General features: G+C 70.6%; 19 protein-coding genes. 6 read left to right on the top strand and 13 right to left on the bottom strand.

The genetic code is table 11. From position 1 onward, the window contains the following. Nucleotides 1-50 precede the first annotated feature (50 nt). The 4 genes from H8N03_RS06705 to H8N03_RS06690 form a co-directional block, all read right to left on the bottom strand. A complete protein-coding gene (locus H8N03_RS06705; protein ID WP_187075387.1) occupies nt 51-2,678 on the bottom strand; it encodes an AAA family ATPase in 2,628 nt (875 codons plus the stop codon). After that, complete coding sequence (locus tag H8N03_RS06700) at nt 2,675-3,817, bottom strand: metallophosphoesterase family protein (RefSeq protein WP_187075386.1); 1,143 nt, start codon at nt 3,815-3,817, stop codon at nt 2,675-2,677. The genes H8N03_RS06705 and H8N03_RS06700 overlap by 4 nt, the downstream gene beginning before the upstream one ends. Before the next feature lie 183 nt (nt 3,818-4,000). Continuing rightward, entirely contained in the window at nt 4,001-4,747 is a 747-nt protein-coding gene (locus H8N03_RS06695; RefSeq protein ID WP_187075385.1) for a hypothetical protein, read from the bottom strand. A gap of 155 nt (nt 4,748-4,902) precedes the next feature. Continuing rightward, nucleotides 4,903-5,643: a DUF2182 domain-containing protein gene (locus tag H8N03_RS06690; protein WP_255428099.1), complete on the bottom strand. Its 741-nt coding sequence runs from the start codon at nt 5,641-5,643 to the stop codon at nt 4,903-4,905. Nucleotides 5,644-5,748: 105 nt separating this feature from the next. Between H8N03_RS06690 and H8N03_RS06685 the strand changes: the two genes are divergently transcribed. Then, nucleotides 5,749-6,354 (top strand): DUF1326 domain-containing protein, encoded by a 606-nt coding sequence (locus H8N03_RS06685; protein WP_187075383.1) that lies wholly within the window; start codon nt 5,749-5,751, stop codon nt 6,352-6,354. On the opposite strand, the gene H8N03_RS06680 is transcribed toward H8N03_RS06685, so the two are convergent. Both H8N03_RS06680 and H8N03_RS06675 read right to left on the bottom strand, forming a co-directional pair. Further along, complete coding sequence (locus tag H8N03_RS06680) at nt 6,327-6,986, bottom strand: 3'-5' exonuclease (protein WP_187075382.1); 660 nt, start codon at nt 6,984-6,986, stop codon at nt 6,327-6,329. The genes H8N03_RS06685 and H8N03_RS06680 overlap by 28 nt on opposite strands. Continuing rightward, nucleotides 6,983-7,249, bottom strand: coding sequence for a helix-turn-helix domain-containing protein (locus tag H8N03_RS06675; protein WP_187075381.1), 267 nt, complete (start codon nt 7,247-7,249; stop codon nt 6,983-6,985). The genes H8N03_RS06680 and H8N03_RS06675 overlap by 4 nt, the downstream gene beginning before the upstream one ends. A gap of 85 nt (nt 7,250-7,334) precedes the next feature. Between H8N03_RS06675 and H8N03_RS06670 the strand changes: the two genes are divergently transcribed. Beyond that, nucleotides 7,335-7,709, top strand: coding sequence for a hypothetical protein (locus H8N03_RS06670; protein ID WP_187075380.1), 375 nt, complete (start codon nt 7,335-7,337; stop codon nt 7,707-7,709). A 13-nt stretch (nt 7,710-7,722) separates the two neighbouring features. On the opposite strand, the gene H8N03_RS06665 is transcribed toward H8N03_RS06670, so the two are convergent. Further along, complete coding sequence (locus tag H8N03_RS06665; RefSeq protein ID WP_187075379.1) at nt 7,723-9,081, bottom strand: metallophosphoesterase family protein; 1,359 nt, start codon at nt 9,079-9,081, stop codon at nt 7,723-7,725. Nucleotides 9,082-9,333: 252 nt separating this feature from the next. On the opposite strand from H8N03_RS06665, the gene H8N03_RS06660 reads away from it, so the two are divergent. Then, nucleotides 9,334-9,672: a hypothetical protein gene (locus H8N03_RS06660; protein WP_187075378.1), complete on the top strand. Its 339-nt coding sequence runs from the start codon at nt 9,334-9,336 to the stop codon at nt 9,670-9,672. A gap of 195 nt (nt 9,673-9,867) precedes the next feature. On the opposite strand, the gene H8N03_RS06655 is transcribed toward H8N03_RS06660, so the two are convergent. Beyond that, the gene (locus H8N03_RS06655) at nt 9,868-10,725 is read right to left on the bottom strand and encodes a YiiX/YebB-like N1pC/P60 family cysteine hydrolase (protein WP_187075377.1); all 858 of its coding nucleotides are present in this window, start codon (nt 10,723-10,725) and stop codon (nt 9,868-9,870) included. An 11-nt stretch (nt 10,726-10,736) separates the two neighbouring features. Further along, nucleotides 10,737-11,654, bottom strand: a complete 918-nt coding sequence (locus tag H8N03_RS06650) for a S1 family peptidase (protein WP_187075376.1) — start codon at nt 11,652-11,654, stop codon at nt 10,737-10,739. A gap of 246 nt (nt 11,655-11,900) precedes the next feature. On the opposite strand from H8N03_RS06650, the gene H8N03_RS06645 reads away from it, so the two are divergent. The 3 genes from H8N03_RS06645 (at nt 11,901) to H8N03_RS06635 (ending at nt 15,051) form a co-directional block, all read left to right on the top strand. Beyond that, nucleotides 11,901-12,125: a hypothetical protein gene (locus tag H8N03_RS06645; protein ID WP_187075375.1), complete on the top strand. Its 225-nt coding sequence runs from the start codon at nt 11,901-11,903 to the stop codon at nt 12,123-12,125. A 75-nt stretch (nt 12,126-12,200) separates the two neighbouring features. Further along, nucleotides 12,201-13,589, top strand: coding sequence for a Trk system potassium transporter TrkA (trkA, locus tag H8N03_RS06640; RefSeq protein ID WP_187075374.1), 1,389 nt, complete (start codon nt 12,201-12,203; stop codon nt 13,587-13,589). Nucleotide 13,590: 1 nt separating this feature from the next. Next, nucleotides 13,591-15,051: a TrkH family potassium uptake protein gene (locus H8N03_RS06635; RefSeq protein ID WP_187075373.1), complete on the top strand. Its 1,461-nt coding sequence runs from the start codon at nt 13,591-13,593 to the stop codon at nt 15,049-15,051. A gap of 139 nt (nt 15,052-15,190) precedes the next feature. Here H8N03_RS06635 and H8N03_RS06630 read toward each other — a convergent pair whose 3' ends face one another. The 4 genes from H8N03_RS06630 to H8N03_RS06615 form a co-directional block, all read right to left on the bottom strand. Next, nucleotides 15,191-16,051, bottom strand: a complete 861-nt coding sequence (locus tag H8N03_RS06630) for an amino acid ABC transporter substrate-binding protein (RefSeq protein WP_187075372.1) — start codon at nt 16,049-16,051, stop codon at nt 15,191-15,193. Nucleotides 16,052-16,149: 98 nt separating this feature from the next. Further along, nucleotides 16,150-17,988, bottom strand: coding sequence for a DEAD/DEAH box helicase (locus H8N03_RS26610; protein ID WP_187075371.1), 1,839 nt, complete (start codon nt 17,986-17,988; stop codon nt 16,150-16,152). Nucleotides 17,989-18,412: 424 nt separating this feature from the next. Then, nucleotides 18,413-19,207, bottom strand: coding sequence for a hybrid sensor histidine kinase/response regulator (locus H8N03_RS06620; RefSeq protein WP_222622871.1), 795 nt, complete (start codon nt 19,205-19,207; stop codon nt 18,413-18,415). After that, a complete protein-coding gene (locus H8N03_RS06615) occupies nt 19,132-22,026 on the bottom strand; it encodes a PAS domain S-box protein (RefSeq protein ID WP_187075369.1) in 2,895 nt (964 codons plus the stop codon). Before H8N03_RS06615 ends, H8N03_RS06620 begins: the two co-directional genes overlap by 76 nt. Between the last annotated feature and the right edge of the window lie 70 nt (nt 22,027-22,096).

The following is a 22,096-nucleotide window of genomic DNA, read 5'->3' as shown; positions in this document are numbered from 1 at the left end:
TACGTCAACCCAGCCTACGTGGCTGCCAACCCAGGCCAGGCGCGCCCGCGCTATTGCAACGCGATCGGCGCCACGCCCATGTCCAGCCAGTTCTCCTGGTGGCAGGTGAAGATCAGGATCTGGTGGCGCTGCGCGGCGTCGTAGAGGACGCGCTTCATGCGCGCGAGGCGCTCGTGGTCCGAGTTCACCAGCGAGTCGTCCAGCATCACCAGCGTCGGCTTGCCGGCTTCCTTCAGCAGGTCGGCATAGGCCAGGCGCGCGATGATGCCCAGCTGCTCGCGCTCGCCGCCGGAGAGTTCCTCGAAGCGGCCGGTTTCGGTGCCGAAGGCGCCGCTGCGGCTGATGCGCGCCGGGCGCAGCGCTTCGTCCAGCTCGATGCTGGCGCCGGGGAACTGGATCGCGAGATAGTGGTTCAGGTGCTTCTGCAGCGGCGCGCGCAGGCCGCGCGCGACCTCGGCACGCTTGGCCGTCAGCACCTCCAGCAGGTGCGAGAGCGCGGCGGCGCGGCGCGTGCGGTCGTCCACCTGCCGCTGCAGGCGCGCCACTTCCTCTTCCAGCGTCGCCGCCTGCTCCTGCAGGCCGAGCGCGCCCTTGGCTTCCAGCTGGCCGGCCAGCTGGTGCAGCTCGGCGCCGATGCGGCCGTGCGCCGCTTCGAGCGCCGCGGCGCCATCGTTCCAGCGGCGGATGTCGTTGCGCAAGTGTTCGGGCTGCGAAGCCTGCAACTGCTCGTCGAGCCGGGCGATCGCCTGCGCGCGTTCGTCCTCCTCGGCGCGCGCTGCCACCAGCCCGCGCTGCGCCGCGGACCGGCGCTCGTCGCGGCCGGGCGCCTGCAGACGCGCGCGCGCGGCGTCGAGTTCGCGCGTGGCGAGGCGCAGTTGCTCCTGGGCACGGCTGGCCTGCTCGCGCGCACTCTCGTGCGCACGCTGGGCGGCACGGAGTCCTTCCTGCGTGACCTTCTCGCGCGCTTCGGCCGCCTCGACGGCCACGACAGGACCGTCGTCGGCCGGCAAGGCGGCGAGCGACTGTTCGTACCGGGTGGCTTCGCCCGCGGCAACGGTGAGGGCGCTGCGCAAGGGCTCGAGGCCGGCCGGCGCGAGCCCGCGCAGCAGGGCCTGGGCCTGCTCCACCCGGGACCTGGCCGCCTGCAGGTCGTCCTCGCCCTGGCGTGCCTGCTCGATGCTCTCGGCGCCGAAGCCTTGCAGCAGGCCCTGCAGTTCGTCTTCGGCCCGGCGGAGGTCCGCGCGCAACTGCGAGAGCTCGTTGGCCCCGGGCAGCACGCGGATGCTGCCGAAGCCGGGGATCGCCAGTTCGACCGGCTCGGACACCGTCACGCTGCCGCTGCCCGCGAGCGGCTTCCCGTCGAGACGGATGCCCTCGGCCTGCAACGCGTATTCGACGCGCGTGGAGACCGCCTCCAGCTTCGCGCGCGCCTGCGACAGCCTGGATTCGGCGGCACGCAGCGACTTGCCCGCGCCGGCAAATCCCTGCAGCCGCGCCTGCGCGGCCTGGTGCGCGATCAGTTGCTGCTGCTGCCCTTCCACGGTGGCGATCTGCGCCGCGAGCTCCTGCTGCCGCTGGCGCGCCGAGCGCAAGGCGTCCTCCTGGCCACGGCGCAAGGCAGCGCGGCGTGCAGCCGCGGCCGCGTCGCGCGCGGCGGTGTCGGCGTCCTGCGCGGCGCGAAGCTGCACCTCGGCGACGCGCACCGCATCGTGCGTGCGCGCGTCTTCCTCGTTGGCGGCGGCGACGGCGCGCTCGCGGTCCTGCGCCGCCTGTTCCTCCTGCTCCAGCGCTTGGAGTTCCTGCACGCACTGCGCCGCGCGACTGGCGGCCACCTGCCGCTGCAGTTCCAGCTGCTGCCGCTGGCCGGCGAGCTGCTCGATCGCCTGCAGGTCCAGCCGCGCCTTCTCTGCCTGCGCGCGGAGCTTCTGCCAGGGCTGGTCGCGCTCGCCCATCGCGTGCTGGTCGCGCAATTGCGTGAAGCGGTCGACGGCACTCTCGTAGTCGGCGATCGCGGTGCGCAGCTGCTCCAGCCGCTGCTGGCTGGCGGCCAGCTGCTCGATGCCGCGGGCGTGATCGCCGGCCGGCTTGCCCGTCTTCGTCTGCAACACGGCGAGCTCCGCGGCCACCTGGTCGATCACCCGGTCGCCCGCGGTGGCCGCGAGTTCGCCGAGGTCGTCGCCGAGCGCGCGCCGGATGTAGTCGTGCGCATGCTCCACCTGCTGCGCGATCTGGCCGGAGCTGCCTTGCTGCACCCACAACAGGCCCGGCACGCCCTGGTTCTCCGCCTTGCTCTCGCCCCTGCCGGCGTAGCTGAAGGCGAACATGTCGGCGAGCGCCTGTTCCGCGTCGTCGCCGCTCAGGGGCTTGGCGCCTTCGATCTCCAGCGTGCACGACTTCTTCGCGCCGAAGGTCTTGGCCAGGCGGAAGCGCTTGCCTTCGCGCAGGAACTCGATCTGCACGCTGGGGTTGGCGCCCGGCTGGCTCCAGGGCGCCAGCGTCTCGCCGAGGCTCGCCGTGCGGTGCCGCTCCAGGAATCCGACGCGCACCGCCTGCGCGAGGGTGGACTTGCCCTTGCCGTTGCCGGCCGCGATCAGGTTGATGCCCTCGGCCAGCGTCTCGAGGGCGAGCGGCTGGCGGAAACGCTTGAAGCCTTCGAGGCGGATGGAGCGGATCTTCATGCGGCCGCTCCCTGCGCGGACGCGCCGGCATGGGCGCTGCGCTGGATGCGGGCGAGCTGCAGCAGCGCTTCGCGCGCCAGCTCCGCCTGCGGGCCCTCCAGCTGCGTCCTCAGTTCCTTCACCGCCTCGCCGACGAAACCGTCGGCATGCAGGGCCTGCAGGTCGGCTTCGGTCGGCGCGAGCCGCAGGTCGTGCTGCCTGGCGGTGAAAGCGGCGGCGTTGCGTTCGGCAGCCTCCAGCGCCGCCTGCAGCCGCGCCTGGGCGGCCAGGTCGCACGTGCCACCGAGCACGACGTCGGCGACGGTGGATGCATCGATCGCCGCGAGCTGCTCCAGGGCTTGTTCGACGTCCGCTTCCCCCGTGACGTCCAGGCGCAGTTGCAGCCAGCGGTAGCGGGCGCTCGCGATGGAGCTGACGCGCGGCAGGGTGCCCGGTGCGTCGATTTCCACCAGCAGCACGTGCCCCGGATCGTTGTCGCGGAAGCGCTCGGGCTCGTGCGTGCCGCTGTACCAGGTGCGATCGTCCACCTGCTTGCGGCCGTGCCAGTCGCCGAGCGCGAGGTAGTCCAGGCGCGCCCGCGCCGCGCGGCCGGCGGCGATCGGGTTGGGCGAATCGACGTCCTCCGGCAGGATGCCGGCCACGCTGCCGTGCGCCAGGCCGATCCGCAGCAGGCCTTCGGACGTGGCGGCCTGGTCGAACCAGTCGGTGAGGTCGGTGTGGGTGTGGCGCTGGGTCAGGGGCGCAGGGAGCACGGCGAAGCGGGAGCCGCCGCGGCCGGTGACTTCCACGACTTCCGGCCGCAGGCAGAGGATGGCGTTCGGAGGCACCGCACCCAGGCGCTGCGCCAGCTGCCAGACCGATTCGGCCAGGGCCGCATCGTGGTTGCCGGGCAGCAGGAGCCAGGGCCCGTCGTAGCCGGCCAGCGCTTCGAACAGGCGCACGACGGTCTTCTCGCGCGGCGTCTGGCTGTCGAACACGTCGCCCGCGACCAGCACCGCGTCCACGGCGTGCCCGGTGGCGAGCGCGGCGATCCGGCGGACCGATTCGATGCGGCCGTTCGCCAGTTCCGCGGCGTCGCCCGCGTCGAACTGGGAATGAAGGCGGCCGATCTGCCAGTCGGCGGTGTGCAGGAACTTCACGGGGGTCTCCTCGAGGCTGCGATTATCCGAGCCCGCGCGGAGATCAGCGCGGCGGCGCGAGGAAGAAAGGCGCCGGAGGAGCCGTTCGACAAATGTTTCCGGGACGTGGGCCGGCGCGAGTCGCGTCCCGTGGCGAGCAGGGTGCCGCGCCGCCTGCAGCGGCACCCTGTACGTGGTCGACGCTTACCGCCCGTACCCGTAGCCGTAGTTGCCGCGCTCGCGGCTCAGGCGCGCGGTCGCGCGCTCGTCGCCGCTGCGCAGCACGACGCGCGCGTCCCGGAACGCATCGGTGTCGTCCTGGCGGCGGATCGTGTAGCTGCCCACGTAGGAGCCCGGCCGCTCCTCGTCGAGCCGCATGCCGCGCACCACCCCGGGGACTTCCACCCAGGCGCGGGCGCCCGGCGTGCCGTCGACGCGGAAGCGCACCACCTGGCCGGGGTCGAGGCGGTCCGGGTTGCGCGGCCACATGGTGAAGGCGCGCACCTCGACCGGGCCCGCGGCGGGGCCGGCGCCCATGTCCGCGGTGCGGAGCGACGCCGGGTAGTCGAACGCCATCGCGACGGGACGTTCGCTCCAGCCCGCGCGCACCATCATGCGGTCCGTCGGGTCGATCCGGTCGCCGCGGCGGATCACGTGGGTGCCGACGTAATCGCCCGGGGCGCGCTCGCGCAGCGCCACGCGCACGTCGTCGCCCAGCGACACGTTGGCCCAGCGCGCGCCCGGGGTCGCCTGGACGTGCAGGCGCAGCGTCGCGCCGGGGCGCAGGCCCGCATCCGAGCTGATCGCCAGGCTCCGCACCGTGCCCTGCGTGCTCTCGGCGACACGGTACTGGTACGTCTGCGCGGACGCAGGTTGTGCGACCAGGGCCGCACCCATCGGCGCGAGCGCCAACACGGCCAGGGCCACCTTGCTGCGAAGAATGTGTCTCATCGATATCTCCTGATTTGACGATGAGGACAGCTTAGGCCGCGGTGGATGAACGCACTCTGAACACGCCGGAGCGCTCTCGTAGGAGGAGGCCGCGCTGGCGTGTGCGGCGGGGTTGACTCTGCAAAGGCACTGCGAGGAGGCCCGAGGATGTTGCGTCAGGAGAAGAACATCCGGGAGAGTCCGCCGGCGATCAGCGCCAGGCCGAGCACCATCGCCACGCGCTCGCCGCCCGGCACCATCTTCTCGACGGCCACCGCCACCGCGAGAGCGGCCACCCACGCGATGTTCATCACGCCGCCGACGAAGAGCAGGGCCATCAGCGCCCAGCAGCAGCCCACGCACATGGCGCCGTGCCGCAGCCCCATGACCCACGCGCCCCGCACGTGCGGCCGCCACTCCCCCACGAGGAACGCGGCGGGCGTCCTGCACCGCGCCAGGCACACGCGCTTGAGCGGCGAGAACTGGTAGGCCCCGGCGATGAGCAGCAGCCCCGCGTTCAGTTCCTTCGAGGTGCTGACGATCATGGGGTCCACCCAGTCCATCCACTGCAGCACCCACTGCAGCCCGGTCGCCAGCGCGCTGAACCCCACCCACACCGCCAGGTACGCCGCCTCGAAGGCGCGCGCGCGGCCGGCCTGGCCTGGCTGCTCCTCCATCCGCGCGAACGCGAGCAGCATGGGCAGCGCCGACGGCAGCATCATCGCCGCCATCATCACGGACCACATCGCGAAGATGGCCGCCACGTTGGCCGGCGACCAGTCCGGCGCGCCGGGCATGGTGAGCTGCACCAGCGGGTGCCCCATGTCCAGCGCCATCCATGCCAGCAGCGCCCACGCGGCCAGCGCCACGGCGACGGCCAGGCCGGTGGTGGCGAGAGGGCGCGCGATTCCATGCATGGGCGGAACCATCCACGCAGCGGCCGTGCATGTCAACCGGCTTGAAAGTCGGGACGCGCGGGCTATCCTGAGCGGTACCGTCCACTTCACGTCAGGAGGGCTCCCATGGCCTGGCAGATCTCCGGTCAGTACATGGAGACGTGCAACTGCACGTTCCTGTGCCCCTGCATCGTCACCAACCTCCAGGGCACGCCGACGGAAGGCAACTGCAAGGCCGCCCTCGGGATGCAGATCGAGAAGGGCAGCAAGGACGGCGTGTCGCTGGACGGCATCGCCTTCATCACCATCCTCGAATCGAAAGGGCCGATGGGCAAGGGCGACATGACCGTCGGCCTGATCGTGGATTCCTCCGCCGACGACGCGCAGGTGCAGGCGATCACCGCCATCGCCAGCGGCGCGGCCGGCGGGCCGATGGCTGCGCTGGCGCCGCTGGTGGGCAAGTTCGCGGGCGTGGAGCGGGCGAAGGTGACGGTCACGCGCGAGGGCGAGAAGTGGACGGCCCGCGCCGGCGACCTCATCGACGAGACGTGCGAAGGCGTGCTCAACATGGAAGGCCGCCCGCTCGCCCTCGACCATGCCTCGCACCCGGTCAACGCGCGCCTCGCGCTGGCGAAGGCCGTGCGCAGCATGTTCAACGTGTTCGGCATCCAGTGGCGCGACGACAGCGGCACGCGCAACGGGCACTACGCGCCGTTCTCGTGGTCGGGTTGACGGCTCGCCGGGAGGGCCGAAGAGAAATAAGCCTGGATCGCCTTCGGCAGCGCCTTGCGCTGCGTGCGCTGCAGCCTGACCAGCAGCGCGTGCGGCGCCGCGTCCACTTCGTACTCCCGCTGGATGTCCTGCCGGATGCGTGACAGCAGCGCAGCGGCCACCTCGGCGTCGGCCATGGCACGGTGGGCGCGGCCGGCCGGGGGCAAGGCGTGGAAGGAAGCGAGGGATTGCAGGCGGTAGCTGCCCGCCTGCGGGTAAAGCCGGCGCGACAGCAGCATCGTGCAGGCGAAAGGGTGGTCCCGGCTGGCGTCCGGCCCCAGGCGGTCCAGCTCCGCCGACCAGAAGCGCTGGTCGAACGATGCGTTGTGCGCCACGAGCGGCACGCCCCGCACGAAGCGCGCCGCCTCGGCCATGACGTCCTCGGCGGGCGGCGCCGCGCGGATCATCTCGTTGCTGATGCCGGTGTATTGCTCGATGAAGGGCGAGATGCGCACGCCCGCATTCATCAGCGACTGGAAGCGGCCGACGACCTGCGCACCGTCGAGAAGGACGATGGCGACCTCGGTCGCGCGGTCGCCCATGGCCGGCGACAGCCCGGTCGTCTCGAAGTCGATGACGCCGACGACGCTCATGGCGCGCCGGCCGCCGGTTGCTGCTGCAGGTCCACGGTCACGCCGTAGGCGTGCAGCAGGCCGAGCACGTGCCCGATCGCGACACCGGGTTCACCGGCTTCGATGCGGCCGATGGTCTGCACGTGCACGCCCAGGCGCTCGGCCGCGGCGGCCTGGCCTTCGCCGGCACGGGTGCGGGCGGACCGGGCGGCGGTGCCCATGGCGCGGATCGCTTCGAGGACGGGGGCGGGGAGGTCGGGGGAGATGCGCTTGCCTTGGGGCATGCCGGGGATTGTCGCTGGTGGGCGGGGGGAACCCGTGCGGCGCCGATCGCAGTACCATGGCCGCACGACGGCTGCAGGTGTACGCATGCGCATCCGGCACGACCCCGCCACGGCGGCAGCGATCCTGCTGGTGGGGGTGGCTGCGCTGCATGGGCTGCTCGGCAGCCGCTTGGGGCCAGCGCCGGCGGCCGTCGCTCCTGCGGCGCGGCAGGCGCTGCCCGCAGCGGGTACGCAGGCCCGCACCGCGCTGGAGTGGTGCCGGGAGAACGTCGCGATCATCCACGACGTCCACTGGGCCAGCGCCTGCAGCGCCGCGGCGGCTGCGGGGGAAGCCGAGGATTCCACCGAGTGCACGCTGCCGGACGAGCGCGCGCGCCCGCTGAACGTTGCACGGGCCAGCGCCGAACAACAGTGCCTGGACGATGCGCTGGCAGGCACCGGTGCCGCGCCGGCGCGCTGAGTCCCAGGTCTTTTCAGCGCGCGGCTCCGTCGCATGCCAGCACCTTGCCCGGCCCGACGGCGCACACCTGCATCACGTGGCCATCCGTGCGATACGCGGTCGCGCTCCACGCGTCTGCGCGTGCCTCCAGCAGCAGGAAGCCGAACTCCCGCGCATGCCGCACGGGACCGAGGGTCACGCCCGGCGCGGCCGCGGGCCAGCCACTCGCCGGCTGCGGCAGGTCCGCATCCAGCCGCACGCCGCCATGCCCCGCCACGATCGCAGGCGGATGCCCGGACGTGAACGTCAGCGCCTCGAACAGGTGGACGTGCCCGTGCAGCCCCAGCTGCACCGAGGGTGGGTAGTACGCGTCGCCGTTCACCGCCCGCAGCACCTCCTGCAGCGAAGCATTCCCCGCATGGGGCGGCTTGCCGGGATTCGGCGCGTACCCGAACACCGGATGGTGGCTCACGAACCAGGTCGGCGCGCGCGCGGCCAGCTCGGATGCGGATCGCGCCTGCGCGAGGTAGACGTCGAGCGCACGGGCGTCACCGGGTTGCTGCGCATGCAGGCCCATGTCACCCGCCGTGCCGGAGTCGAACACGACGAGCTGCAGCGCGGGGCCGAGCGGCACGGCGTACGGTGCAGTGAAGTCGCCTGCGCCCCGCGGCTGGCGGTCGTCGCAATTGGCCGCGTCGTCGTACCGCTGCGGCACCAGCAGCCGGTGCCAGCCCTGGCCGGCGCGCGTGCATTCCTCGTGGTTGCCGCGCACGAAGACCCAGGGCGCGGCTGCGAGCAGGGGCGCCGCCGGTGCGAAGAAGTCGGCCCGCCACACGTCCCAGCCGTAGCCCATGGGGGTGCCGGGGCAGCCCGCCGCGCCGGCGGGGCAGGGTTGCTCGCGGTAGTGGTAGTCGCCGACGTGGATGACGAGGTCCGGCCGCATCGCCGCGGCGGCGGCCGCGATGCGGGCGAACGGCCAGTCCAGCGGGTCGTCGCATCGCTGGCCCGCGCCGGTGCGGCAGCCGGTGTCGCCGAGCACGACGATGCGGCGCGGCGATGCGTTCGGCACGGGGAGTTGCCGGACGCCGAGCTGCACGTGCGCGGCGCCAGTCGGCAGCATCGCCTCGCACACGGTCATGTCGAACACGGGTTGCGCCGACGAAGGCGCACCGCGGGCCCGCAGCGACGACGCCAGGGTGCGCCCGTCCACCACCAGCCCGGGACACGCATCGCCCGCCGCCATCACGATGCGCGCCTGCATCCGCGCCTCGGGCATCGCCTGCACCCACGCGGCCAGCGGCTCACCGCCCTGGCGCAGTGGCGTCGCGCAGCCTGCCAGCAGCACGGCGGCCGTCACGAGTTGCAACCAGCAGAGAAGCTTCCCCTTGCGCATGCAGGCTCTCCAGGGCGATGCGGAGCTCGCCATCATGGCCTCCGCGACGGGTTCCCCGCGCCAAGACCATCATCATTTCGTGGTACCTGCCCCGGGCAGCAGAGACTTTGCTGCATCGATCTGCATCCCAACTCACACCCCGTTGCCCTGCCGCTGGCCCGATGCATCCCACATGCAAGCCGGCCTTTGTCGCCTCGTGATCCGCCGCGCGCGTTCCTATCCTTCCTGCATTCGCAACCAAGGAGATCTCCGATGAACAAGCGCAACGTTTCCCTGTCCGTCGCCGCCGTGCTCGCCGCTTCCGTCATGGCGCTGCAATCGCCGCTCGCCACCGCTGCCGGCAACACGGCCAGCTCCGACACTTCGACTTCGCAATCGCAGTCCGCCAGCAACCAGAACGGCGTGCCGGGCGTGGAGATGAACGTCGGCAGCAATGCCAGCGACCGCGGCCTGCCCGGCGTGGAGATGAACATCGGCCGCGACGGCGACCAGAAGAACATCGACACCCGCACGCTGGGCGCGGGCTCGGACGACAGCACGGTCGGCAGCGACATGCAGTCCTCGCGCCCGCTGCGCGTGGACCGCAACTGACCTGCGCGTCAGGGATGGAAGGGGCGGCCCGCCGCTCCCGCGTGAGGGCGCGGCAGCGGGTCGTATTACCAGCGACTCCAGCACGTCGTGGATCGGTGCGCCCTGGATCGCGATCTGCAGGACCTGGTTCTGCCCGGCCATCAGGGGCGCTTCCGAGCCCTTCCACTCAGGGCGCCATCATGGTCGGCGCTGGCGTCAGGTGTTCCGATAGTTCCCCGGGCTGGAAAGGAGTCCGATGTGCGCACGAGACTTCATCAGCTGCAACGGCGAGAACCAGATCGCGCGTTTCGGGTTGTCGTTGCCATCGATCGCTACGCCGGTGGCCTTCTTCACTGACTGCCACACCAGCTTGGAGCAGTAGAAGCCCGAATCGTCCGCCAGGTCGAAGTTGAAGAACCTGTATGGCTTGTTCTGCTGCGACTTCGCGTACGCCAGCACGGCCCCCCGCTGGGCAGCATCCAGGTTCTTCAGCCGACCATGCCAGACGAGGATGTCGCCGCGCGCCTTCAGCCAATCGGCATAGCGCACGCGCTGCACGCAGCTTTCGCAGGCGAGGTTCTTGCCGTAGACAGCTTCGACCACGTAGGGAGTCTTGGTGGCGGCGTCGACCTCCACGAAAGCGACGTGCCCGACATAGGCGAGCTGCCCGATGCCATAGGTCTGGAAATCCTCCGGGCTGGAATCCGCCGCGTACTTGTTGATGAAGGACGTATACGTCATGTCCTCCACCACCTGGGCGAGCTGCAGCTGATACGTGCGGTCCTCTGCCGTCGCCTGCGCGGCGCTTGCCCGGGTGCTGCGAATGAAGTCGACGCGCAGCTTCTGCCACTCCTCCTCCGCGAGTTCGCCGTTGGACACCGCTGCCTTGTTCGGGTCCACGCCGGCGTACGGAATGAAGGCCCCTGCCGGCTTGGGCCAGACCAGGTCGCCCGTTTCGAACTGGTTGGGGTCCGGCTGCTGGGCGAGGATGGCCTGTTGGGCGCGCGAGGCTGCGGTGTGTACCGCTGCACCAGCCGCAGCCAGGTGCATGACGAAGGACCGACGCGAGGGCATGAGTTCCTTTCCTAGCGGAAGCGGTTCAGGAAACTTCTGACGGCGGACACCGGTACGAAGTAGTTGTTGATGCTGTCCCCGAGATTCGTTTTCGCCCCGGAGACGACACCCACCACCTGGAACTGCTCGTTCAGCACAGGCCCGCCGCTGTTTCCCGCAGTGAATTTCAGTCCGGTGGTGAGGAGCGGAATCCTGTGCTTCAGCATGCCGATGTAGTAGGTGCCCGCCTGCAGCAGGCACTCGGCCTTGGTGAATTCGTCCGGCCGTCGACGCTCCATCACCCCCGCCCCCGCCTCCTGGAAGCCGATGGCGATCACCTTCAGGTCGCTGCAACCCTTGCCCTCCGGGACCAGCGGTATGGCCTGAAACAAGGCCTTGAAGTTGGAGAGCTGGATCGCGTTGAGATTGGTGATCTGCAGGAGCGCGAGATCGGAGTCTCGATCGATGGCTACCAGCCGAGTCGGCATCGGGTACATGCCGTCGGACGTTTGCAGCTCGATTCTTGCAGTGCGGCTGAGGGTGTCTTCGATGGCCGTATCAAGGTTTGCGAACTGGTTCGTGGTGGACTGCAGCAGGCTCGTCCAGTCCCGGTTCCCGACCAGGACGTGCTTGGCCGTGATCACGAAGCCGCGGTCCCGATCGACCAGAAACCCGCTCCCGAAGCTCGAGGGCCTGGCGGCAGGGTTGTTGAGTGCGTCGTAGGTCACCCTCACGATGTACGTCGCGTTGTCTGCTGCGTAGTACGCGGCGCGGTAGTTGAGCGTCGGGATCAGGCGGCCGACGCAATCCTCCGCCCCGACGTACGTGTTCAGCTCGCAGTTCGCCTGGATCTTCTCCTTGCTCAGGAGATTGACGTCGATCGACTGGCCAGCGGCAGCGCCGGCGATGCAGAGCGCGCACGCCACGAACAGCCATCCGGAGGACTTCATGCGTTCTCCCCAAACAAGTGAACGAGGGAAGCGCACACGAGCCGTCCGCCGATGGACGGACCGGCTGTCCAAACCTGCCGGACAGCTGTGGCGAAATGTTTCGCCTCCCTGTGCGGCGCATTTCATTCTTGCCCGTGGTGGATCGCATCGGGAGAGACGAGCTTGCACGGAGCTGCATGTTCAAGTAGTTACGCCCGGCGAGGCCGGACGCGCGCATGCACAATGCGAGTTCACCCGCAAACTCTGATGCGCCCCTCCCCCTGGCCCGACAAGATCCTCGCCGTCCTGCGCGCCGGCAATCCGGCTGCCGCCATCGCGCAGATCAAGGTGGCACCGTCCGTGAAGGATCTCAACGCCTTGAAGAAGGCGATGGAGAAGGCGCAGTTCGCCGGGCGGTGGGTGGACGTCGACCGGGCGATCGAGGAGAGCTTGCAGGCGCTGTCCGCGCCGAGGCTGCACAGGTCGCCCTGAGGGGCGCGCCCCGAAGGCGCGGGGCGCCGCTATGATGGCCGCGCGCCGGCTGCGGGTCGGCCTCCAGCCCACACCATGCGCATCATCATCCTCGGCGCCGGGCGCGTCGGCGAAAGTGTCGCCGAGAGCCTGGTCTCGGAACGCAACGACATCACGGTCATCGATCCCGACCCGCAGCGGCTGCGGGAACTGGAGGAACGCCTGGACCTGCGCGGCGTCGCGGGCAACGGCATCCACCGCGAGGTGATGAAGCGCGCCGGCGCGGACGACGCCGACATGCTGATCGCCTGCGCCTCGCTGGACGAGACCAACCTGGTCGCCTGCAAGGTCGCCACGGACCTGTTCAACATCCCGACCACCATCGCGCGCCTGCGCACCGACGACCTGCAGGAAGGCGACGCGCTGCTGGCCCGCGAGGGCTTCGCGGTCGACCACGTCATCCGCCCCGAGCAGTCGGTGGTGCGCTACATCCGCAAGCTGATCGACTATCCCGAGGCGCTGCAGGTGCTGGAGTTCTCCGGCGGCCGCGTCCTGCTGGTGGCCGTGCGCGCCGCGCACGGCAGCCCCGTCGTCAACCAGACGATCGGGGAGTTCCGCCAGCTGTTCCCCGAAGCGCAGATGCGCCTGGTGGCCCTGTACCGGCAGGAACGGCTGCTGCGCTGCGAAGGCGCCACCCGCCTCCTGCCCGGCGACGAGATCTTCCTCCTCGCCGACCGCGAGCACGTGCGCGCGGTGCTGCGCGCCATGCACCGCAGCGAGCAGCCGGTGAAGCGGGTGATGATCTCCGGCGGCGGCAAGGTCGGCCTGCGGCTCGCGCGCATGCTGGCCGGCGAGTACCAGGTGAAGGTGATCGAGCGCGACACCAAGCGCTGCGAGTACCTGGCGTGCGAGCTGCCCGGCGACATGCTGGTGCTGCAGGGCGACGGTACCGACGAGGAACTGCTCTCCGACGAGAACGTGGAGCACGTCGACATGTTCCTGGCGCTCACCAGCGACGACGAGGACAACATCCTCTCCGCCATGCTGGCCAAGCGCCTGGGCGCGCAGCGCGTGCTGGCCCTGATCAACCGGCGCGCCTACGTCGACCTGATCCAGGGCAGCACGATCGACATCGCGCTGTCCCCTGCGCAGACCGTCATCGGCGAGCTGCTCACGCACGTGCGCCGCGGCGACGTGCAGGCCGTGCACTCGCTGCGCCGCGGCGCGGCCGAGGCGCTGGAAGGCGTGGCGCGCGGCGACAGGCGCACCTCGAAACTGGTGGGCCGGCGCATCGAGCAGGTGGCCTGGCCGGCCGGCGTGGAGGTGGGCGCCATCGTGCGCGGCGACGGCGCGGCGCAGCAGGTGCTGCTGCCCCACCACGACACCCTGATCGAAAGCGACGACCACCTGGTCATCTTCATTCCCCAGAAACGCCAGGTGCGCGAGGTGGAGCGCCTGTTCCAGGTGAGCGCCACCTTCCTCTGACATGGACAGCCTGCAACCCGTCCTGGCGGTGCTCGCGCGCGTGCTCGTGGGCTTCGCCGCCGCCTTCCTGGTGCCACTGGCCTGGGCGGTGGGCACGGGCGAGATGGCGGAAGCACGCGTGTGGGCCGGCGGGCTCCTCCTCACCGGCGGCGTGGGCCTGCTGATGCGATGGGTGCTGCGCCACCACACGCGCGAACTGCTGGCCCGCGACGGCTTCCTGCTCGTGACGCTGGTGTGGATCGTCCTGCCGGCCTGCGCCGCGGTGCCGCTGATGTTCACGGTGCCGCGCATGACGTGGGCCCCGGCGTACTTCGAAGCCATGAGCGCGCTGACCGCCACCGGCGCCACGGCGCTGATCGGGCTCGACGGCCTGCCGGTGTCGGTGAACGTGTGGCGCTGCTTCCTGCAGTACATCGGCGGGCTGGGCATCATCCTGCTGGTGGTGGCCGTGCTGCCGCTGCTGGGTCTCGGCGGCATGCAGCTGTACCGCGCGGAGACGCCCGGGCCGCTGAAGGACGACAAGCTCACCCCGCGCATCGCGGAGACCGCGCGCGGGCTGTGGACGGTCTACTTCATGTTCTCGGTGGCCTGCCTGGTGGCGTACCGCGTCGCGGGCATGAGCTGGGCCGATGCCTTCATGCACATGTGCACCACCATGGGCCTGGGCGGCTTCTCCCCGCACGACAAGAGCTTCGCGCACTGGGATTCGCCGGCGATCGAGGCAGTGGCGATCGTCTTCATGACGCTGGCGGGTGTGAGCTTCCTGCGCTACTTCGCGGTGTGGCGCAACCGCTCGCTCGGCGTGCTGGCGCGGGATGCGGAGGTGCGCTCGTACGTCACGGTGCTGGTGGTGGCCACCGTGGCCGTCACCGTGGTGCTCGTGGCGCACGGGAACTACGACAGTTACCTGGCGGCGTTGCGCGTGGCGGCGTTCCACGTCGTCTCGCTCGCCACCACCACCGGCTATGCGTCGACGGACTATGCGCTGTGGCCCGCCTTCGGCCCGGTGCTGATGATCTTCCTGGGCTGCTTCGCGTCCTGCGCGGGCTCCACGGGCGGCGGGATCAAGATGGTCCGCATGCTCCTGCTGCTGAAGCAGGCGCGGCGCGAGCTGGTGCGCATCACCCACCCGCGTGCGGTGAACCCGGTGACGCTGGGCGGCGGCACGGTCCCGGCAACGGTGATCGCGGCGGTGCTCGCGTACATGCTGATCTACGGCGCGAGCATCGTGGGGCTGACGCTGGTGATGCTGCTGTCGGGGCTGGACCTGGTCACCGCGTTCTCGGCGGTGATCGTGTGCGTGAACAACATCGGCCCGGGCCTGGGGTCGGTGGGGCCGGCGGGGCACTTCGGCGTGCTGAACGACTTCCAGCTGTGGGTGCTGAGTTTCGGGATGCTGCTGGGACGGCTGGAGCTGATGTCGGTGCTGGTGCTGCTGACGCCGCAGTTCTGGCGCAAATAGGGGGTCGGTGGGGTTCGCTGCCGCTCACCTTCCGGCGCTGGCGCGCCGCCACCCTACAAACATCGTGCGGCCTGCTTCTCGTAGGGTGGCGTGGCGAAGCCACGGAAGGTGAGCGCCAGCGAACCCCACCGATCCCCGCTCACTCCGGCAGGATCCCCAACCCATACATCACCTGCAGCGCCGGCCCCGGCTCGCCCAGCCCCGCGAACCACTTCAGGTAGATCTCCTTGATCGCCGAGCTTGCGAACACCTGCGCCAGGGCCGCATCCACCGCCTGCTGCATCGCCCAGTCGCCGCGCGGCAGCGCGATGGCATAGGGCTCGTACGAGAGCGCCTCGCTGAGCAGCACCACCTTGGACGGATCCTTCGCCTTCGCCACCATCCCCAGCAGCAGCACGCGGTCGCTGGCCACGGCGTCGATGGCGCCGGACTCCAACTGCGCCAGGCCTTCGTCGCGCGACTGCAGCGGCACCACGGTCGCCGCGACCGACAGCGCCTTCATCGCGTCGGCCAGCGCACGCTCGTTGGTGGTGCCGCGAATCACGCCGATCTTCTTGCCGGCGAGCGCCAGCAGCGAGTAGCCGGGCGTGCTCTTCATCACCATCAGGCCGGTGCCGTCCACGAACACGAGCGAGGAGAAGCCCACTTCCTTCTTGCGCCCGAGGGTCACCGTGCTGGCGCCGCACTCCATGTCGGCCTGCCCGCTCGAAATGGCGGTGAAGCGCGTCTGCACCGTCACCGGAACCCACCGCACCTGCAGCGGGCCCGCGCCCAGCTGTCGCTCGATGCCGGCGACGACGGCGCGGCACAGGTCCACCGTGTAGCCGGCCGGATTCTTCTCCTTGTCCTCGAAGGAGAAGGGGAGGGCGTCGGTGCGGTAGGCCACTGCGATGGAGCGCGTCTCCTGCACCTTCTTCAGCCGCCCTTCCAGCGGCTGCGCGAGAACGAAGGAAGGCGCCAGGCACAGCGCCGCGAGGAGGAGGGTGGGAATGCGGGACATCGCGCGACTGTCGGGCATCGCGCGCGTGTGTCGTATTGGACGAAGGTCCTACGAGGCCAGGAGCAGCGTCCGCGTGCCGAGCCGCCATCCTTGCAAGTTCAGAGCCGCGCGATCGCAGCCTCCACCGAATCCGCGAACGGGCTCGGCCCGCTCGCGCTCAGGTGCAGTTCGTGCGTCGCGCGCGTCATGCCCACGTACAGCAGCCGCACTTCCTCGGCGAACTCGTCTTCGCGCGCGTCGAGCAGGTTGAGCGCGACAAGCAGCACCACCGGGAACTCCAGCCCCTTGCTGCTGTGCAGCGTCGTCAAGGTGACGGCGTCCTCCGCGCGCTCCTCGCCGCGGCGATGCTCCCGCGTGAGAACCGCCGCTATGCCGGCGCCGTCCAGGAGCTCCTGCAGCTTCTCCAGCGGCCACCACTGGCGCGCGAGCACGACGATGTCCCGGGCTCGCGTGCCTTCGCCGAGCAGGTCCTTCACCTTGTCGACCACCGCGCGCAACTCCGACGTCACGCTGTCGAATCGGCGGAACACGGGCAATGGTCCGGAGCGGCCGGCCGACTCCGGCAGCACCAGCGGGATGTCGTCGCCGTCCGTGGTTGCGCGCTCCTGCAGGATGGAGCGCGCACACTCCAGCGCCACCGACAGCACCTCGCGCGTGTTGCGGTAGTTGATCCTGAGGATCTCCGTGCGGCCTCGCGCCTCGACGCCGAGCTTCGCGAAACTCAGCTTGCGCCGCTTCTTCTGGTAGATGGACTGCGCATCGTCGTACAGCACCAGCAGCGAGCGCGTGGCGGGATCCACCATCTTCACCGCGGCAGCAATCCAATCGTCCGCGAGGTCGTGGGCCTCGTCGATCAGCAAGGCGGTGTACTGGCCTTGCGGCACGCGGGACGAGGCGATGCCATCACAGGCGAGGCGCGTGACCGCGTCCGACCACTCGTCTCCCTTGAGATGGTCGACGCTCCCCAATTGGTAGGTGCGGACCAGCTCCCGCGCCCAGCTGTGGAACGTCCGGACCTGCACCGCCGGCCCGACACCCTTCATCCGCAGGATCGCATCGATGCGGTCCGCCAGCGCCTTGTTGTAGCAAAGGACCAGGATGGGCTTCTCCGGCCGCGCGGCGGCCTGCAGGTGCACCGCGCGGAAGATCAGCAGCATGGTCTTGCCCGAACCCGCGGGACCGTGGATGAGGCGGTGGCCTTCGCCGAGCGTGCGGGCGATCGCCTCCTGGTGCTGGTCCATCACCTGCAGCACGTCACGCACGACGAGCGCGGGCAATGACGGATTCAGCGGCAGCGACTGCTGTTCCCCCAGCCGCAGTTCCGGAAAGAGCAGGCCGCGCACCAGCGACAGCTGCGGCAGGGTGAGGGCAGGGCGCCAGTGCACCGTGAACATGCCCCAGAGGCGCTCCTGGAACGCCATGGGATCGACGTCCTCCGCGAGGTCGTCGGCCAGCAGCACCCGCGCCGGGTCGAAAACGTTCTGGAAATCGGGCTTGCCTTCGACGTCCGCGCGCTTGATGTGCGAGAGCACCGCGCCCCAGCCCCAGGGCAGGATCACCTTGCCCTGGTGCGGGCCTTCCTGGTGGCACAGCGCGGGATGCTTCTCCAGGAGGTGATGGACGTCCAGCGCATACGCCCGCGCCTGGGAGAGCGGATGCAGCGTGGCGACCTCGCCCCGCTCCGTGTGGAGGTGCACGCGCAGCGGGTTCGCCTCGACGATCGTCGAGAGCTTCCAGTCCTTCACCTCCAGGATCAGCAGGCCGCGCTGCGGATGCAGGACGAGGAAATCGGGCTCGCGGCTGGAACCGAGGATGGGGATGTTGTGCCAGACGGTGTAGTCGTCTTCCAGCTGCCTGGCCAATGCTTCGAACACGCGCCGCTCGCCGCCACGCACGCGCTCACGGATGCGCGTCTTGCCTTGAGGGAATACCGCCACGCCTCACCTCCCGTGGAGGTGGAGTCTACCGGCCTGCTGGCGAGGCGTTGCTGGGGTTCGCTGCGCGAAACCCTGCCTACGGGCGGCTGCACGAAAGGCGGCAAACGGGCGGCTGCGCGCCTGCAGGCACGTAGGCTGGGTTGCGCCGACGGCGCACCCCAGCCAGCCTGAAGCGAACCGGCGCGCCTCGGGATCGAGCATGGCCGCGCTTCGTTCGCGGTCGTGGCCGGCATGAGCGGCCCCGACCAGTGCAAGCGCGAAGACGGAATGGACGACGGTGCGCTTCATGTCGGCACGAAGAAATACGACGCAGCACGAACCGGCGGCCCAGACGAAGTCCTTGACCGGAATGGGTTCCGACACAGGTATTTCTCCGAAGGAGCAGGCCGCCTCCTCCTGAAGGAGGAGGCCCCTTGGCTGAGCCTCAGGGCCGCGCGAGGGCCTTCGCGATGTCTTCGGCGCTCACCGGCTTGGTGAGATGCAGCTGGAAGCCGGCCGCGCGCGAGCGCTCGCGGTCACGCTCGGCGCCCCATCCCGTGAGGGCGACGAGGTAGGCATCGCGCAGGTCCGCGCGGGCGCGCAGCGACATCGCCACTTGGTAGCCGTCCACGTCGGGCAGGCCGATGTCCAGGAAGATGATGTCCGGGCGTTCGCGCCCGGCCAGCTCCAGGGCTTCCCCGCCGGAATGGGCCAGGCGCACGGCATGGCCCTCCAGCTCCAGCAGCATGCCCAGGGTTTCGGCGGCGTCCTTGTTGTCGTCGACCACCAGGATGCGTTGCCGCTCGCCACCGAGCCGCGCGCGCGTGCCCGCGTCCTCACCGGCGTCGGTCCCGGCCTGCGCCTCCACCATCGGCAGGTCGATGACGAAGCGGCTGCCCTGGCCCGGGCCGGCGCTCTCCGCATGGATGCGGCCGCCATGCAGTTCCACCAGCCGCCGCGCGAGCGACAGGCCGATGCCCAGACCGCCCTGCGCGTGCTGCAACGCGCCGCCGACCTGCGTGAACAGCTCGAAGACGCGCTCCAGCATGTCGGCGGGAATGCCGACGCCGTCGTCCGCCACCACCACGCGCAGCATCTGCTCGCCCTGCGCGTGCGCCTCCAGCGTGATGCGGCCGCCGGCCGGCGTGTACTTGGCCGCGTTGTTCAGGAGGTTGGAGAACACCTGCGCCATGCGCGTGGAATCCACGTCGAGCAGCACGGGCGCAGGCGGCAGCTGCAACTCCAGCCTGTGGCCGGCGGCGTCGACCAGCGGGCGCGCAGCGAGGCGGCGCTGCCCGCCTCCGAGCGGCCCAGGACGGCCAGGCCGTTGCGCAGCGGTGCGAGCGGATTGCGCAGCTCGTGCGCGAGGGTCGCGAGGAATTCGTCCTTGCGCGCATCCGCCTCGCGCAGCGCCTCCTCGATCTGCTTGCGCTCGTTGATGTCCTGCAGCGTGCCGCGCAGCGCCACGATGCGTCCTTCGGCATCGCGTACCGCCGCGCCGCGGGCGGTCACCCACAGCCGGCGGCCCTTGCCCAGGGCGCGCACGTCCACCGAATACGAGGTCCCTTCGGCCACGGCCGCCTGCGCCGCGGCATTCAGGCGGTCCCAGTCTTCCGGGACGTACAGCGTGCCGCGCTGGTCGCGGAAGGGCGGCAGCTCGTCCCCCGGCTCCATGCCGAAGATGCGCAGCAGCTCGGGCGACGCCACCGTGCGGTCGCGCGCGGGGTCCCAGTACCAGGAGCCGATGCCCGCCAGGCGCTGCGCCTCGCGCAATTCGGCTTCGCGCTCCAGCAGCGCGTCCTGCGCGTGCTTGCGCTCGGTGATGTCGGTGAACAGCAGCGCCACGCGGCGCCGCTGCGGGTCGCCGACGCGGAAGGCGAACGCGTCGAACCACTTGTTCAGCGCCCGTGCCTGGCTCTCGAAGCGGATCGCCTCACCCGTGAGCGCGACGCGGCCGTAGTTCTCGATGTAGTTCGACTCGATGTCCGGCACCATCTCGCGGATGGTGCGGCCCACCGCATCCACCAGGCCGGCCTGGCGGGCGAACGCCGGGTTCACTTCCAGGAAGCGGTAGTCGACGGGACGCTCCTGCGCGTCGAACAGCACTTCGAGGATGCAGAAGCCTTCGTCGATGGATTCGAACAGCGTGCGGTAGCGTTCCGCCACGCGCTGCTGCTCCAGCTGCGCCACCTTGCGCTCGGTGATCTCCAGGAACAGCACCGAGAACTGCCCGGGCCCGACGCGGCGGGCGCGTGCCTCGTACCAGCGGTCGTCGAGGGCGGGGATCGTCACCTCGAATTCGGCGGGCTCGCCCGTGTCCACCACGCGCGCGTACGTGTCGACCAGCTCCCGCTGCACGCCGGGGATCACTTCGGAGAGCGCGCGGCCCACGGCCGTGGCCGCCGGCACGCCGGTGAGCTTCTCGAAGGCGTTGTTCGCCTCCAGGAAGCGGAAGTCGTGCATGCGGCCGTCGTCGCCGCGGATCGCCTCGGCCACGAAGAAGCCTTCGGCCATGCGCTCGAACAGGCCGCGCCAGCGCGCCTCGCTCGCGCGCAGCGCCTCCTCCGCGCGCCCGCGCTCGATCAGCTCGCGCGTGCGCTCGGCCACATCCTCCATCAGCGAGACCTCATCGGCCGTCCACGCACGGGCCGCCCGCTGGTTCAGGTACACGATGGTGCGCAGCTTGCCCGCCTTGAACAGGGGCACCACCAGGACGGCCCGCGTGTCCACCTCGTGCGAGGTCTTCACCGTGCCCTGCTCGCTGGTGAGGGGATGCTCGCGCACGTTGGCGATGGCGATCGCCTCGCCGGCGCGCAGGCGCGCGATCACCTGCGGGCCGAAGGCGCTCGCAGGGAAGCGACCGAGCAACGTGGGCACGGTGCCGTCGGTCCAGCACACGTCGTAGTCGATCAGGTCCAGCGTCTCGTCGACGTGGCCGTAGCCCACGCGGTCCACGCCGAAGTGCCGCCCCAGCATCGCGCACACGCGGCCCAGGATGTCCGCGTGCGGCGCGGTGCCGCGCAGGACGTCGGTGAGCGACAGCAGGAAGGCCTGGCGCGCTTCCGACTCGCGCAGCGCGCGGAACAGCCGTGCATTCTGGATCGCGACCGAGGCGCGGGCCACGAGGTCGCTCGCCAGCTCGAAGTCGTCCCTGCCGTACACGCGCTGCGAATCGGAGGACACGAACACCATCACGCCCAGCACGCCGCCGGGCGCCGCGATGGGAATGCCCATGTACGAACGCAGGCCCAGCGAACGCAGGGCGGCCAGGTGTTCCGCGTCGCGCGCGCTCCGTTCCAGCAGCTCGTCGCCGATCTCCGGGATCATTTCCGGCACGCCGGTGCGCACGATGTTCCACGCGCCCGCGGGCCCGTCGCGCAGCGGCGGGTAGCGGCGGTGCAACTGCCGCGCGAGTTCCACTTTCGCCGGGTCGGCGTGGGCGACGGCCAGGCGGCGCAACTCGCCATCGGCGTCCACCATGTCGACGGCGCACCAGTCGGCGAAGTGCGGCACCGCCATCGCGACCACGCGTCCGAGGGTCTCCTCGTAGTCGGTCGTGGAGGCCAGTTCGGCGCTGGCGCGCGCGAGGAACTGCAGGTCGGACTGCGCCCGCTTGCGCGCGTCGATCAGCGCGCAGGTCCCCGTGATCGCCAGCGGGCGGCCGTCGGCGTCCACGCTGGAACGTCCCACGCCTTCGACCCAGTGCACGCTGCCGTCCGGCCAGCGCACGCGGTACTGCACCTCGTGCCCGCCCGCGCGGATCGACTGCGCGAAGCCCGCCTCCACCGTCGCGCGGTCGTCCGGGTGCACCAGTGCCATGTAATCGGACGGCACTTCATCGGCGCCCGCCAGCCCGTGGACGGTGAACATCTCGGGCGACCACCAGCGCTCGCGCGTGCGCAGGTCGCTGTGCCAGGCCGCGACGCGGCCCGCAGTGAGCGCGGCCTGCAGGCGCGGCTCGCGCAAGGCGTCCGCCGGGAAGGGAGCCGTGTGGCCTCCCGCGCCGGGCCAGCGGAGGGCGCCGGGCTCGGCTGCCTCGGGAGCTTCGTCGTACGTCACATCGTGTCTCCAGCCGGCGATTGTGGAAGCTCGACCAATGAGGGGTTGTAGGCCGGTACCTACAGATTCT

It is taken from the genome of Ramlibacter cellulosilyticus (assembly GCF_014297465.1).
Taxonomy (GTDB): Bacteria; Pseudomonadota; Gammaproteobacteria; order Burkholderiales; family Burkholderiaceae_C; genus Ramlibacter; species Ramlibacter cellulosilyticus.
Note: the sequence above shows the minus strand (reverse complement) of the source record. Positions and strands in the feature narration are given on the sequence as shown.